The 15,796-nt window shown below is 32.9% G+C and carries 12 protein-coding genes and 2 pseudogenes; 7 read left to right on the top strand and 7 right to left on the bottom strand.

What is annotated here, in order from left to right; all coding sequences use genetic code 11:
- Positions 1–2 precede the first annotated feature (2 nt).
- Both ACW0TQ_RS08725 and ACW0TQ_RS08720 read right to left on the bottom strand, forming a co-directional pair.
- Positions 3–2,126, bottom strand: coding sequence for a heavy metal translocating P-type ATPase (locus ACW0TQ_RS08725; RefSeq protein WP_368901672.1), 2,124 nt, complete (start codon positions 2,124–2,126; stop codon positions 3–5).
- Positions 2,119–2,487 carry an ArsR/SmtB family transcription factor gene (locus tag ACW0TQ_RS08720; RefSeq protein ID WP_042532685.1) on the bottom strand — a complete coding sequence of 123 codons (369 nt, stop codon included), beginning with the start codon at positions 2,485–2,487 and terminating at the stop codon, positions 2,119–2,121. Before ACW0TQ_RS08720 ends, ACW0TQ_RS08725 begins: the two co-directional genes overlap by 8 nt.
- A gap of 653 nt (positions 2,488–3,140) precedes the next feature.
- Between ACW0TQ_RS08720 and ACW0TQ_RS08715 the strand changes: the two are divergent.
- From ACW0TQ_RS08715 to ACW0TQ_RS08700, 4 genes and pseudogenes are all read left to right on the top strand, one after another.
- Positions 3,141–3,426, top strand: a pseudogene (locus ACW0TQ_RS08715) (ATP-binding protein); the annotation flags it as partial.
- Between the two features lie 128 nt (positions 3,427–3,554).
- Complete coding sequence (locus tag ACW0TQ_RS08710; protein WP_455725569.1) at positions 3,555–4,013, top strand: DUF4183 domain-containing protein; 459 nt, start codon at positions 3,555–3,557, stop codon at positions 4,011–4,013.
- 145 nt (positions 4,014–4,158) lie between these two features.
- On the top strand, positions 4,159–4,542 hold the full coding sequence (locus tag ACW0TQ_RS08705) for a DUF4183 domain-containing protein (protein WP_042536064.1): 384 nt from the start codon (positions 4,159–4,161) through the stop codon (positions 4,540–4,542).
- 182 nt (positions 4,543–4,724) lie between these two features.
- Positions 4,725–5,123: a hypothetical protein gene (locus ACW0TQ_RS08700; RefSeq protein WP_256705934.1), complete on the top strand. Its 399-nt coding sequence runs from the start codon at positions 4,725–4,727 to the stop codon at positions 5,121–5,123.
- A 956-nt stretch (positions 5,124–6,079) separates the two neighbouring features.
- Here the strand turns inward: ACW0TQ_RS08700 and ACW0TQ_RS08695 are convergent.
- The 3 genes and pseudogenes from ACW0TQ_RS08695 to ACW0TQ_RS08685 form a co-directional block, all read right to left on the bottom strand.
- Positions 6,080–6,505: a YugN family protein gene (locus ACW0TQ_RS08695; RefSeq protein WP_193063145.1), complete on the bottom strand. Its 426-nt coding sequence runs from the start codon at positions 6,503–6,505 to the stop codon at positions 6,080–6,082.
- Positions 6,506–6,688: 183 nt separating this feature from the next.
- Positions 6,689–7,350, bottom strand: a pseudogene (locus ACW0TQ_RS08690) (spore photoproduct lyase family protein); the annotation flags it as partial.
- On the bottom strand, positions 7,343–7,510 hold the full coding sequence (locus tag ACW0TQ_RS08685; protein WP_193063143.1) for a hypothetical protein: 168 nt from the start codon (positions 7,508–7,510) through the stop codon (positions 7,343–7,345). The pseudogene ACW0TQ_RS08690 and the gene ACW0TQ_RS08685, both read right to left, overlap by 8 nt.
- Before the next feature lie 363 nt (positions 7,511–7,873).
- Between ACW0TQ_RS08685 and ACW0TQ_RS08680 the strand changes: the two genes are divergently transcribed.
- Positions 7,874–8,158 (top strand): transposase, encoded by a 285-nt coding sequence (locus ACW0TQ_RS08680; RefSeq protein WP_193063141.1) that lies wholly within the window; start codon positions 7,874–7,876, stop codon positions 8,156–8,158.
- A gap of 935 nt (positions 8,159–9,093) precedes the next feature.
- Here the strand turns inward: ACW0TQ_RS08680 and ACW0TQ_RS08675 are convergent.
- Both ACW0TQ_RS08675 and ACW0TQ_RS08670 read right to left on the bottom strand, forming a co-directional pair.
- On the bottom strand, positions 9,094–9,645 hold the full coding sequence (locus ACW0TQ_RS08675) for a dihydrofolate reductase family protein (protein ID WP_332094238.1): 552 nt from the start codon (positions 9,643–9,645) through the stop codon (positions 9,094–9,096).
- Positions 9,646–10,328: 683 nt separating this feature from the next.
- A complete protein-coding gene (locus tag ACW0TQ_RS08670; RefSeq protein WP_455725568.1) occupies positions 10,329–11,675 on the bottom strand; it encodes a hypothetical protein in 1,347 nt (448 codons plus the stop codon).
- A 200-nt stretch (positions 11,676–11,875) separates the two neighbouring features.
- On the opposite strand from ACW0TQ_RS08670, the gene ACW0TQ_RS08665 reads away from it, so the two are divergent.
- Both ACW0TQ_RS08665 and ACW0TQ_RS08660 read left to right on the top strand, forming a co-directional pair.
- Positions 11,876–13,939 carry an ATP-dependent nuclease gene (locus ACW0TQ_RS08665; RefSeq protein ID WP_455725567.1) on the top strand — a complete coding sequence of 688 codons (2,064 nt, stop codon included), beginning with the start codon at positions 11,876–11,878 and terminating at the stop codon, positions 13,937–13,939.
- Between the two features lies 1 nt (position 13,940).
- Positions 13,941–15,716: a UvrD-helicase domain-containing protein gene (locus ACW0TQ_RS08660; RefSeq protein ID WP_455725566.1), complete on the top strand. Its 1,776-nt coding sequence runs from the start codon at positions 13,941–13,943 to the stop codon at positions 15,714–15,716.
- The last annotated feature ends 80 nt before the right edge of the window (positions 15,717–15,796 follow it).

Here is a 15,796-nt window from a genome sequence, read left to right as displayed (position 1 = left end):
ACTCATTTCTTAATTCTCAATAATCGTAAACTGTTTAATGTCACAAGCAAGGTCGCTCCCATATCTGCAAATATCGCTATCCATAAGGTTAACCAACCAGGAACAACTAATAGTAAAGCAACAGCTTTAATTCCTAAAGAGAAGGTAATATTCTGCTTGATAATCATCAATGCTTTCCGGCTTAATTGAATGGTATATGGTAACTTATTCAATTCATCTGACATAAGAGCAATATCTGCTGTTTCTAGTGCTGTATCAGTTCCTGCACCGCCCATAGCTACTCCGACCGTAGAAGCAGCCAGTGCTGGAGCGTCATTCACACCATCACCAACCATGGCTACTTGTTGATGTTTTTCTCGAAGTTCTTTAATAAAGGTCAACTTATCTTCTGGCAATAAACCAGCTTCGACATCTACAACCCCAACTTGTTGTCCAATCGCATGTGCAGTTCGTTGATTATCACCTGTTAGCATGACTGTTTCGACTCCAAGATGATTTAATTGGCTGATAACCTCTTTAGATGATTCTCTTATTTCATCTGCGACAGCAATGAATGCAAGAATCTCTGTTTCTGTTCCTAACACCATGACTGTTTTTCCAGCTGTTTGTAAAGAGGTAATCTTTTCTTTTTGGTCATTTTCTATTTGGTTATGCAGCTCTTCAAAAAGACTTGGACTTCCTACATAATATGTTTCATGATTTATCTTAGCTTTAATGCCTTTTCCTGTAATGGATTGAAATTCTTCCATAGCTATATCATTGTAATATAAACCTTTTTCTTCCGCCTTTCTTATAATAGCGGAAGCGAGAGGGTGTTGTGATCCTTTTTCAATTGCTGCGGTAATGGTGATTAATTCGTCTTCACTTCGGCTATACGTTACAACATCTGTGACAGTAGGAACCCCTCTTGTAAGTGTTCCTGTTTTATCAAAAGCGATAACTTTAAGGTTTCCAGTCTCTTCTAAATAGACACCGCCTTTAATCAATACCCCATTTTTTGCTGCATTCCCTATGGCAGTAACTACAGCTACTGGAGTAGAAACGACAAGAGCACAAGGACAACCAACTACGAGTGCAGCCAGGCCTTGATAAACCCATGTATTCCAATCTCCACCAATAAATAAAGGAGGAATAACAGCTATTAATATAGCTAAAATAACAATAGCTGGTGTATAATATTTAGCAAATTTATCGACAAATGCTTGAGAGGGTGCACGCTCTGCTTGTGCTTCTTCTACAAGATGAATGATTTTTGAAAGTGTAGTATCTTCCACTCGTTTGGTTACGCTAATTTCAAGTAAGCCTTCTTCATTTAATGTTCCAGCAAATACTTCATCATCTACTGTTTTCGTAACAGGAACACTTTCACCTGTAATAGCAGCTTGATTTAAGGTGGAAGTTCCTTTGAGAACAGTACCATCCATCGCTAATTTCTGACCAGGCTTTACAATCATCATATCGTCAATTTCAATGTCATCTACATGGATACTCATTTCTTGATTTCCCCGACGGATTAATGCTTCTTTTGGTGCGATATCCATTAACGATTCAATCGATTGACGGGCTTTATCCATGGAATAGCGTTCCAATGCTTCACTGATAGCGAACAGGATAACAACCGTCGCACCTTCCATCCATTCGCCAATAATAGCTGCACCGATAATCGCAATGGTCATAAGCGTATTCATATCAAATTGTAATCTACTCAGATTTCTAAGCCCTTTAATAAAAAGCGTGTAACCGCCAATTAAAATAGACAGTGCATACCCGATTGTTGGTAAAAAATTTTCTTCTCCTAATTGTTTTCCTAAAAACCAGCTAACCAAAAGCAATATGGCTGAAATATAAACCTTTATATTTTCTTTTTGTTTCCAAAAAGGTTCATGATCTACCTTTTGTTCTTTTTCATCTCGAACCTTTAAATTTTCAAAGGATCCTGCTTTTTCAAGCTCTTCAATGGTTATTTGTCCCTTTACATATACTTTTGAAGCTCCAAAATTAACTTCGGCGTCTTCCACCCCTTGTATTTTCTTGACATTATTTTCAAAAGTTTTTGCACACCCGGCACAACTAAATCCTTGAACACGATATGCTTTTACATCTTGTTTAGTTAGTGATTCAGACATTTGCTTTTTCTTCTTTCTGATGGATTAATGTAATCGAAATTAATTGCTTAATATGTTCATCGTCCAATGAATAAAAAGCAAGTTTTCCTTCTTTTCGGTACTTCACAATTTTTTGTTTATGCAGTGTCCGCAAGTGGTGGGAGGCAGTTGCCACAGAAGAGCCTATGATATTCGCAATGTCACATACACACAACTCATCGTCTATACATAAGGCATAAGAAATTTTTGTTCTATTTTCATCTGCAAGTACTTTGAACAATTGAGAAACATGAGATAAGTCTTCTCTTTGTAATTCTTCTTGTATACGATTGACTTTTTCCTCGTCATAACAATACACTTCACACATATCTTTTTTAACCAAAGTAATCACTCCACCTTCATTCAAATACTCATTTGAATATATAGTATCTTATTCACGAATTTCATTCAAGTATATATTTGAATAAAGAGGTGAAATACTTTAATGGAATTTTGGTTTTTAAAAAGAAAAAACGACCTTCTGGCGGAGAACATTCTCTACCTAAGGTTGTTAAGATATTTTAATAATAACTCTAATTTTTCACGTATTAAAACTTAAAAAGCTGTCTATTCGTCCACTTCATTGACTTTATCATCAAAAAAAGAGCCACGCTTTTATACAGTAACCCTACTTCCCTGCCTATTCCTTTTGCGGGATTTTGGCGGGGAATCTATTGATTTTTAATCATTTCTTCCATTTTATGTCTCCCTAAAATACTGCCAAATTAACGTTTTCACTTCAAATCATACTAGTGAATTATTCTCACTCAATTGTCGGTGAGTTACCTAGAACCCTTGCCATCACTATTTTCAGCTAAATTTTTCTCTATGGCAGGTTTTTGGCAAAGAACCAATTCCATCTTAATGTATTGATTTCCATTGAAATCCACATAAGTTTCCTTAGAAAGATTAAACTGAATATTCACTGGCATTTTTTCAGCAAGTGGCTCATCATTTCTACTCCATTAATACGCATAATGTTTTATAATTATTTCTGGCGAGCTCTCTAGGCTGATTAAACAGCTTGATAGACTGGATTTACTTATATTAGACATTCCTCTCCTTAAAGAAGGTGCAGAGTTATTGTTTCAGGTAATCTCTATGTGTTGTGAAAATAAAAGCTTGGTGATTACTACTAACCTTCCATTTGGGCAATGGAATCATGTTTTAGGAGATCCAATATTAACTGAAGCGGTGATTGGCCGGCTTATTCATCATTCACATTTACTCCTTTTTTAACCGTGAAAGTTTCCGTTACAAAGAATCATTCATACAGCAATAATTCGGGACAGCAAGGGACATACATTTTTACTTGCCAAATACAGCCAGCTGCACAGTCAAATCACCTTCTTTTTAAATAAGATATAAAACAACACATCAAAATTTCACGTAGGAGGGGGTGAAATACCGTTGAATGAAAGCTATTATCATAGTAGAAAGCTACGCGGCAGGGATTCTTGTCCAAATTGCCACTGCCATCATTGCAGTAAAGAGCGCAAAAAAATTCATGAGGGAAATAAAAATAACACATCCAATACAAATACCTTTAATCCTATATTTAATCCATCCATTACAGTCAATATATCCCCTGAATATACACCAACCCCCATAGGAGTGGAGACGGTCCAATACCTTACCCTTGCCGAAGAAGGGAAAAAGGTTTATACGAATAAAGATGCATTAAAGCAATATGAAAGCAGTGATATACTTGATCCGGACAATGTTTCCACTCTTAATTTATTTGTCAATGGAGTGTTGCAGCCCCCGTCCATTTACACTGTCGAGGAAGGTATTCTTCACTTAGAGTCCAGTGACCTCCCTCCAAAGGATGCCCCAATTACGCTTCTGTTTGTCACGGTTAAAGGATAATATTACCTGGCTATGTAATAAATATGCCTTTTTTAATGGGGCATTTTGTTAACTTTCAATACGAACTAATTCGTCTGACCAAGCATTTCCAACTCCTCTTCATAGAATAAAATGTGGTTGATATAAAATGGAGGTGAAAATGAATATGGCACTTCAATTAATGAAAATCGCTATTAGCGGTACAATTGACACAGATGTTAATCCTGAGTCCGCAAAATTCTTTTACATCACAACAGAAGATACAGCAGCAGGAAGTACCTTATCTATTGATGCTGCAAGTTTCCTGGGGGATGATGGTGAAGCGGTAACGACACTTCCAGAACTTGCAGAAGATAATAGTTATTTCACTGTGGAAATTAACGGTGTTGAGCAAATGCAAGGCATATCAACATATACACCAGGTGCTACAGGGACTGGCTCATTAGACATTGCTGTTCCTGCTGGCGGAGGGTCCATTCCAGCAAACCAAACTGTTATCCTGCAAGTTGTTAATTTCGCAGCAACATCCTCAGGGACATTTGACACCTAGAATATAAGTACTCCTTTGTGCCCGCCAGATACTGGCAGGGCACAAAGAAATTTATCTATTTTCATCATAAATACCTCATATAAGAAAAGGTCTGTTTAGATTACCGCACTTTTTTGGAAGTTTGAATACATTATACTGTCATGCTTTTTAATTTCCATTAAAGAATACGAGGGGGATTAGTTATGAGTATTGAATTCTTTACATTGGGTCCGACAGCTATTCAAATATATGAGGCAGGAGAGCAAAACCCGCAAAAAGCAAAACGAATGGTTTATGGACAGGCTACGTCAAATGCAAATGGGATAGCTACACTTTATTTCACAGACAATGGATTAGCAGATGGAAATCCATTATTAGATACGATTGATTATGCGGTATCGAGCGTATATTCAACAAATGCTACGATAAATGCAAGACCAAGAGTGCAAATGCGTGAGAAGAACATTACGGGAAAATATGTTTCGGCCAATGTTACAAATATTAGTGGTGTAACCGTTCTAGGCATAAGTGTATTGGGTTCGGAAAATCCAGTGAGCGGGATTGTTGTGGATTTTATGATTTTGGGTAGTTTTCATAACTAAGATAGACCTTCTCTGAATAGAAAAGTATCAGTAAATGTACTTGTTCGAGTATCATATCATGGGGTGTTTTATTTTGTTCCATTAATTTTGGATAGTATAAACAACAGATAGTGAATAAATTGAAATCATGAAGTAATACAGCAATGATTCTACCTATAATACGAATGGTGATGAGATTATTGGAAATATAATGCCGGCAAAAACGAGTAATAAAGAGCATAATAATGATTGTTCAAACTATAATATTTAACATATAAAAAAATATTAAATGCTATCAAAGTCTATAAGAGGTTAAGATTGAGTATTATGTGCTTTTTCCTCATGGAAAACTGGGGTGTGTTAAACAAAGAAAAACAATGGTTGTGTTTTAATGTGTGATTTGGAGCGTATTAATTATCAATTTCAAGAAGCTTTTGGGTCATATCAGAATATCATTTAATGTATATTGATACTTGGTTTTAGCTAGATTGAGTATTGCCATGAAGGAGACCCAGGTGTGCCATCTTTTTGACCCGCTTCTGCCATAAGTGCACCCAGTGTAGTCTTAACTCCACCCCCCTTGAACTTGTTTGTGTCCCTGGTAGTGAAATTTATAGCGGATAGCAAAAAACAAACCTTTTATGGCTCTATCCGCATCAATAGCGTACCCTGGACAATCAATTCTATGCTCTGCTGGCGGGGTCGGTTCCCTTCCAGCATTCACTAAGAATTGGCACGGCGGTAAAGAGCAAGTAAATGACACTGCGGTTAATAGGTTCTAATCCTTTAGTTGGATGGATCAATTTTTTGTCGCATGCGGGTCAAAAAGATCATATATCTAGAATGAGTTTTGTTATTTTTTACTGTTGCCATTGTACCGGTATGACTGTCATTAAGTATTTTCTCAATACTTTTTTATATTGACTCACATTTAATCGCTCCTTATTTAATGATGATAACACTGTGTAAAAGCAACATCAGGAAACTTGCATGTCATTCAATGAACTAACAACACGATGAACCATTTGCTCACCAGCTTCTTCCCATCTGCTTTTATCCAATATGTTACCATCTTTATCTACAGGATTCTGGAATTGATTAAATCCTGTTGCCGTTAATAAAGAATTTTCATCCCAATCCAGTCCTATATTCACAACATGTTTGATGACATATGGTTGTCCAAATTGAATATATGCATTTGGGCGATCCAGTTCTCCATGCAAAACGTTAAAGGGGACTCTTATGTAAATTGTTTCTCCACCTTCTCGGCATAAATTCATATCAAACTTTCCGTGGGTGTATTCAAAATTACTGCAGAAGGTAAATCCATTAGCATCAAATACATTACGCACTTCACCAAAATATACCTTTTTGCCTTCAATATCAGTCTGTAATTTCAGCATATTTTCACTCCCTTTTTTGATAACTAGTATTAACATATTTAAATAAAAGATACCCATGAGTTATGCTAAACACTTAGTTATATATTAACTATCTTTTATTGATGTTCATGTAAAATATTCAATTCTTGATTCAAGAAAATAATGATGAATATAGCCCCCAATTGTATCTTTGATATCTTCCTGTTCTGCGACTTTCACTCCTGCTTCAACGCGCTCGTTCAGTCTAGATTTACCAGGATCAATAAACTTAATAATGAAATTATTATTGATACTGAATCGAAAATATGTCCTGCCATTATGTTTGGCATCGAGAAGATGGTACACATACGCAAACTTGGTTACAAAACGATGCTTGCCATACTTCGAATTACCAAAATATTAAATTGCTCGTTTAAGCGTAAGAGTTAAATGATCTATACCAACAATATATGATGTACAGAAGACTTCAAATTTTGTAAATTCAAGAGCCCTCTCCTCCATATAAAATTCTGCTGCCTCAAAAATCTCGTTAACATATGTCACATGGCTTGCTGCTCATCATTGTTTGTATATAACCAAAATGACAATGACCAATACAACCTGTTGCAAAGGGAATAGTATATTCTGCTGATGGCTTAGATGTACCGAATTTTAAGGTTTTTCGAATTCTGATAACAAGAGTTGATTTAGCCGTACAATATTTTTGGGAATGGTTTTCACCAGGTAAATTACGGATTTGATTATGTGATGTTATTTTTCTGGTTAATCCCTATCTTTTCAAATTTAGATACAAATTCTTTCCCAAGTGGGTATTCTAGTGCTTTAGGTTCCACATAAACAAGTTGAGAAATAAAAAGTTTAACCATAGAACTCCCCGGAAAAAAACAGCCAATTCATTGGGGTTATCTGGATTTCCAAAAACTGCTGCTTGTTGGGCTTGGGCAACATTCTAAGCTTGAGGATATACATAACTTCGCCTGGCCTATATGTTTGATTGATGTCCATTTTCTCACTATCTTTCTTCATTTAATATTAATCATCCCTCAAGGCGTATATTTTATGACGAAAGGATTTCATTTAGAATGATATGAAACAAAATGGTAATACTAATAAACTGGGGAAGGTAGTGTTAAAAGAAATGTGAAGGCTTGACATGAAGTCTCTACAAGCATGAATTACTACGCAAGAACGTAGCTAATCCTTGTTGCGTAAGGCTTTACAGTTTATCATGCTTGTGGCTCCAAGTAAAGTCTCACTGAAAAAACTTGTATGACTTCCTATATTTAAGGAGGGGGATATTTTTTTGTTAACAGTCCCTTTCATATCAATGCTTTGACTAATTTTTATTAAAAACTTTTGACAATACCATGGAAAAATAGGGGTGTTTTTATGAACGTTTTCCTTGTATTAATAAGTATATTGATTCCACTTGCAATGTACTTCCTGCGAAAAAAATGGGATAAATTGCATTTCATTTTTAATCTTATTACCCTTGTATCAACGCTTGTCTTTGGAAATATTGTTTCTGTCTCCATTTATCAAATTATTAAAGATAAAACCGTATTTATGACAAATATCCATGCCATTTTCCTCAATCCCTTTTTCTTAATTGCCGGTGCTTATTTAGGTATATATATTATTTATCAGTTGTTGAATGTAACCTTGAAAAGTTAATTGATTCTATTGAAATGGCGTTTAGGACAGATGATAACATTGAATACAAGCTGTACTACGAGGTGAAATAGTACCTTAAAACGTATAGCATTAAAATTCATTGGTTATTGTCAATTTCGAATATGAAGGCAAATAATATGGTTATAGCCGACAAACTGGCGCTTTAAGCGTATAACGTTGCGCGAGAAAAGGAACATTTAACGGCATAAATTATAGGGAACAATCTTATGAGTGAATTTCCTAGCCGTTCCCCTCCTACTCCTTTTTTTATATAATAAAGTGTAAAAACCAGATTATTGGTATAAACACTGGATTTACAAAAGCTATTCAAGGATGAAACACTCCATTTTACCACTAATTTACTACTTTTGGATGAGTCTTGATACGATGAAATATCCTAGAAAAGTGAAGAACAATAATAGATACTTCCATTGTGAAAATTGAATATGGAATAGATAGGCATTTCAAAATGAGGTGTCTATTTTAGTGTTCAAAAATATGCTTCAAATTGACCCCGAATATCAGGAAAAAAGTACGAATGATGCTAAAAGCAATCCTTGGCAAAGAAAAAGTTCTCACAAAAAGTAATTTTCTATCATTTCAGCCAAGATGACTCCATCCTCAAACATTCAGTGGAATTGTAGGTGGGAGGTGAATTGACGGTTTCCTTGATCAGGACGAAATGCCCTTATATGGTAAAAAGGGTTCGAACCCATCATTTTCAGTTAAGAGAATGAAACGTGGGCTTTATCAATCAAAGAATGGAGTCATCGCGAACGCCGATGTCAATAGAGCCGGGAATATTATGATGAAAATGATTCGAAAAGCATTCAAAGAACCGTTTGCTTGTGCTTAGATGTTGCTTCGACCGACAGAATCATTCTAAAATAAAAGTAGTCCCAAAGGCAAGACCAATGGGATAGTGGTGGGAGTATTCATTTGTAAACTAAGAGTACATTCCCGCACTGAAACGTTCGTGATTCAATTAATTCAAGTTTTTGATTAACATCATTGAATAACCGTTGTCCTTTTCCAATTAAAACAGGATTCAGTATAAGTCGATACTCATCAATTAAGTCATGTTGGATAAAGGTTTGTGCAATGCTTGCGCCTGCAAGTAGTGCTATTTTTTTGCCGGGTTGGTCCTTCAGTTTTTCCACTTCAAAAGCCAAATTTCCTTTAACCAATCTTGCATTCCATTCCACCTTTTCCAACGTTCGAGAGAAAACAACTTTTTTCATCTTATTCATTTTTCTAGCAAAAGAACGATTTTTTTCCGTACTTTTTTTATCAATTTCAGCAGAAGGCCAATGCTGGAGCATCATTTCATAGGCAACTCTTCCATAAAGTAGTGTATCTACAGAATCCAAAAAGTCATCCATAAAATCGTGCATTTCCTCATCCATCACATGCCAAGAGCTATCCCCTTCTTCACCTGCAACAAATCCATCTAATGACATGACCATTGATAAGACAATCTTTCTCATCCTACTCAACCTTTCTCTAGAAATTTTTAAAAATATCTCACATGCATGATATTCAATAACCTTATGACCATGCCTACTTTCTATATTAAAGCATAAATAACACTTTGATTTCTTTTCAATTGCTACCTTTTATAGTCCAGTCATTAAAAGAAAGGTGGATGAACAAGTTAACTCTAATTTTTACGTACTAAAACATAAAATGCTTTCTATTCGTCCATTTCATTGACTTTATCAACAAAAAAAGAGCCACTGCTTTCATACAGTAGCTCTACTTCCCTGCCTATTCCTTTGGCGGGATTTTGACAGGGAACTATCTTTATTTAAATCATTTTATCCATATTAGATTAGGAAAAATCCTTATAAATAGGCGTTCTCTTTTCAAATTAGTTTGTATTCTTATTCCCACTCAGTACTTCGCCAATACAATATGGTGCAATATCGTTGATATGATAGGTTTTCGGGAAGTATAAAAAACTATAAAAACATGAAAATTGATATAAAGTGTGCCACGACTGTGCCACTGGTTTTAATAAATCGCAAAGCTGGAATGAGAAATCATTTCAGCTTTGCGATTTAAAAAAGGATAATTTTTTTAGTTATACTATCAATCCAAATGCTAGTATTGCCTAACCCCTAATATCTTTTATTAAATTGACCAAAGTGTTTTTAAAAATAAACATGAATTATATTGAATATTTATGCCTGATACTTTGTAATTTATTCCCTTGACTTCCGGTTAATAATGATGGTGCGGCATAATATTCAATTAAAGAGGATAAATTTGTTCTTTTCCAAGGTACACTTAGGGCTTTTGAAATTAATTGATCATCCTGTTCAATCCATTCAAGAATAAATTCAATACCTTTAGGAGTTAAGTTTTTTAGCATATCTAAATAGTAACTCATTGCGTTGTTAGATACTCCATAATCATTTCCTAAATAGCAGTTAAATATAACATTAACATACTCTGGGATAATGATTTCAGGAATTGGTGTTATTTGTTTTGAAATTTCAAATAACCTTTCTGCAAACACTGGCTCATTATAGAAATTATTCATACCTAAATGAGCATTAACTAATTGTGTTATTGCCTTTTTAAAAATAGCAACTTTCTCAGCATCATGTAACCTGCTTAATAATCCCATACTTTCAAAAAATGTTCTGGAAGCTGATGACGCAGGAGTATCTTCCACTACTCTCAAATGATTATGTTTTTCAATAAAAGTAGTCACAATCTTATTAGTAAGTATCGGTCTAAGAAGTTTTGCTAGTTCTAGTGAATTCTTTCTTTTAATAGTTGATGAAGATCCATCCACATAATTAGAATGTAAAATTTTCATAATTAATTCTTGTTGTAAATCAAAAGTATTCATTATCGAGTCTGACATAGTCGATAAGTTATCAATTGTTGTTAATTCATTTTCTAATACATGTATGAATACCTTCATATCTATACCTTTTATCACTTCATCATTTGATAAACCATATTTACAACATCTGCTTATAAAAGTAATTAATTCCCTATCGTCAATTTCAACTTCAGTGGGATGAGCAATTGAAGCATTATTTCTCATTTCTCTACATTGGCTTAAATAAAAGAAACCTTGTTCAGAAATAATATTTAATTGATAGGAGAGCTCTAATAGTTCAGCGTCTGTGATTTTATCAAGAAAATTATCATCTTTTTTATCACCTAGAACATTTTTAATCATCTCCATGCCAAATGATTGTACCCTAAATCTTAATTCTTTGATAACACTATTCCATATATATACTATGGCTCCATCAAACAGACCTACAGATATTGCTACACAAGTCTTTGCAATAAATTTGTCTCTTAATCTCGGAGAAATAAGATTTAATTCTCTCGGCAGAAGAGATAATGATAAGTTTATATCTTCTGAAGCTGGAAGTATATCCCTTGGAATTGATAAACTGTTTGTGATAGTAGAAACAATATCTTCACTGGGAGTTATAACCTCTGAAGGGTTAATGTTAATTTTAGTTGTAGTTGTAATTTCATTCTTCATTATTTCACCTCGGTTTATTAAATCTAAATTATCAAATAAAAATAATATCCATATCTAAGATTTAAATACATTTATAAACACTAAATATGAAGTAAATAATTCGATAATTTTATTTAATTGAATATTACTTATTATTATACGATAATAGGACAAAAGAAGGAAGTAATTAGTAATTAGATTTTAGAAAATGGAGGTATTAAATGTATATTTCTAATGTTACAATAAAAAATTTTAGAAATTTCTATGATAATAGTATTGACTTTCATGAAGGTATTAATGTACTAATTGGTCACAATAACTCTGGTAAGTCTAACCTATTACGTGCTTTATCTATAATATTTGATAACTCAGTCAGGAAGCGACTTTCAGTAGATGACTTTAACAACTCATTAACAATAGAAGAATTAAAAGCGTCTTCTCCCAAAATAGTAATTTCGGTTTGCCTTACACAGTCAGATGATGAAGACTTAATGGGAGATGAATTAGTAACTGTAAGTAATTGGTTGACAAGACTTCAAGAACCATACGAAGCCAAAATACAATATGAATTCTTTCTTCCTATTGGTGAAGAGAACAGATATATTGCCGCTGTAAAAAATGCAAGTTCTAGAAATGAAATTTGGGATATAATTAAAAGTAAATTTATTAGATTATATATTAATAAAACTTGGGTCGGTAACCCAGAAAATCAAATAAGTGTAGATAATGATAGTTTAAATAAATTTGATTTTCAATTTTTAGATGCAATACGGGATGTAGAACGAGATATGTTTAGTGGAAAAAATACATTACTAAAAAATGTAATAGATTTTTTTATAGACTATGATATAAAATCTGACAAAAGTATTACGGAAGAAGAACAAAAACAGAAACTTCGAGAAAGAAAGGATGATTTTTCTATTGATTCCCATAAACTAATCAAAAATATTCAACAAAGATTAGAAAGTGGAAATAAAGAAATTTTATCTTATACAGATGGAATTGGAGCATCTTACGATAAATCAGAACCAGATTTTGAAGGCAATATTACTGAAAGTGAAATTTATACTGTATTACAATTAATAGTTAAACAAGAAACTGGAATGACAATACCTATAACTCATAATGGGCTTGGATATAATAATTTAATTTTTATGTCTTTATTGTTGGCAAAAATGCAAGTGGATTCTGACGGAAAATATTTGGGTAATAATGCGAAGGTCTTCCCTATACTGGCTATTGAAGAGCCGGAAGCTCATTTACATCCTACTATGCAGAACGAATTCATTAAATTCTTAAAAAACAATATAGATAATAAAAAAGTAAAACAAATATTTATAACATCCCATTCAACTCATATCTCATCTGCTACAGAACTGGACGATATTATTTGTTTATTCACAAATAATGGAAAAAGAAATGTGAGTTATCCTGGGCAAGTGTTTACGGAAGCTAAAAGCAAAAAATATGTGCAGCGTTTCTTAGATGCTACTAAATCAAATATGTTATTTGCTGAAAAAATCATATTTGTTGAAGGCATAGCCGAACAGTTATTATTACGTGTATTCGCAGAATACTTAGGAATTTCTTTAGAAAAAAATCATGTCGCAGTAATCAGTGTTGGCGGAAAATATTTTGAACATTTCTTACATCTATTTGATAGTAATAAGGATGGTACCATTAATCGTAGAATAGCTTGTATTACTGATTTAGATCCAATGAGAAAAGTGAAACAAAGTGATGAAGGCAAACAAAATAGCTTTAATGCTTGTTACCCCTTTGAATATGAAGCTAACTTACAAGAATTTTACTATTCGAGGAATACTACAATGGATCAATATTTAGATGATAAACACAGTAATATAAAGACCTTTATTCAACCTGAAAAGTATGGAAAAACATTAGAGTATCAAATTGTGCTTGATAATCCATCATTAGAAATATTACTTACAGACTCTATCTCCAACAAAAAAGAATTAAGTGATTTAATGGAATTATATAAAGATGATAAGCCTTTAACTGAATTATTAAATCGTTTATCTGATTCTAAAGAAAATATTCGAATAAAATCTTCTTTACAAAATGCAAACGAAAGATGGACAGAAGATAATAAAAAGAAAGCATTGATTGCTTCTCGATATTTAAATTCTATTGGTAAAGGGGAAAATGCTTTAGAGCTTGCTGCAACATTAAAAGATAATTTAGAACTAAAGGGAAAAGATGAATATAAAGATTTTGTAGTACCAGATTATATAGCCAAAGCTATTCAATGGGTGTGTGAATAATATGATTATCAATGCTCAAACAAAACTAGATATAAATCAAGGATTTAAAGTAGAAGCCGGACCTGGTGCTGGAAAAACCGAATTTTTAGTAAATCATATAAAAAATGTAATACAGCTATCTGAAAAACTGGATCGCACGAGGAAAATTGCTTGCATCACCTATACTAATACAGCTGTTGAAACGGTTCTGAAAAGACTTGGAAAGAGTGTGTCAAATAGAGCAGATGTATCTACAATACACAGTTTTTTATATAAGAACGTAGTTAAACCATATTGTGACTTTCTACCAAAAGAATATGAATTTAATATTCAAAAATTCAAAGGACATAATGATCCAATCGTAATTAATGCTTATATGCGAGAATGGTTAGAGAATACTGATTTAAACGGGCTTAAAAACCCTAATACTAAAAAACAGCTTTTGGGAATGCCTGATCAAAGTAAAGCTTTACAAAATTGGCTATTATCCATGAAAACCTTCTATGAAAATAATAATATTGAATTTCGCTGTGATCATAATAAGGCTAAAACAAAAGATACTAAAAGTGAAAATATAACAAGAATTAGAAATTCAAACCTAAATATTTTACAAAAAGAATTATTAAGCTATAAAAAAATATACTGGAAAAATGGACATATTGACCATGAAGATATTTTGTTCTTTTCATATATTTTAATAAAGAAATATCCATTTATCCTTACCATTTTGCGAGCTAAGTATCCTTATTTTTTTATAGATGAGTTTCAAGACACCAGTCAAGTACAGGCTTTTATTATAGATGAAATTAAAAAGGAAAAATGTATAGTTGGTGTAATTGGTGATAAAGCTCAATCAATCTATGGATTTCAAGGAGCACAGGTGTCCCTATTTGAAAATTTTAAGGTTGATCAACTCAATTCCCATACTATCCTTGAAAACCATAGAAGTACGTACCAAATAGTTACTTTTTTAAATAATATAAGGAAGGACATCAATCAAAAACACTGTAATGAAGAAGAAAATATTCCTGTTACAATTTTGGTTGGAGAGCGGAATAAAGTTTTTCTGAAAGCAACTAGTATTTGCAATAATGAACTAATAACCTCTCTTTCCAGGGATAATATAATTTCCAATGCAATGAAAAATAATATAGAGGGAAATAATTTTGATAAAAAATTGCTAGAAAAATTTAGGGAAACCGACAGTAGCAGGCAAAGAAAGAATTTTATATTCTCATTAATTCAAGCTGTTGAGTTAGCTGTAAACACTAAATATAAAGAAGCACTAAAGAAAATAGAATGGCTTTATAGAGAGAATGAAAATCCTAAAAAAAATGCACTCTATACTCTGTCAAATATAATAAATAATTATAGTCAATTTAAGCAAGGGACATTAATGGATTTCTATAATGCTTTAAGTGACTTTTTAGATGTAAAAATTCCTGGATTCAGAAAAGGGAAAATTAAAGATTTTTATGAAAATACCATGTATTATGATTTGGCTATATGTGTGAATATTATTGACGATATAAGTAATCATATTACAGTTCATAAAGCTAAAGGGGATGAATTTGAAAATGTCTTTGTAATAGGAAACAAAGATACTATAAATCTACTTAAACAACCGAATTTAGAAAACAATGAAGAACAAAGAATCTTTTATGTAGCCATGAGTAGAGCAGAAAAAAGATTATTTATACAGTTCGATAACTTAAGTCCTAAAGATGAAAAATCTATTAAAAAGCTTCACGATGTAAATGTTATTAGACTGGATAAGGAAATTGTTGTTCAAAATTAATACATTAAAGAGGCTTGATTAACATTACAAGTTATATAAAACTTATTTGACATAATAAACACTTGTAATCAATTTATTGT

It is taken from the genome of Oceanobacillus sp. M60, from assembly GCF_053839645.1.
The sequence above is the reverse complement of the archived record's forward strand: the minus strand, read 5'-3'. Positions and strand labels throughout refer to the sequence as shown.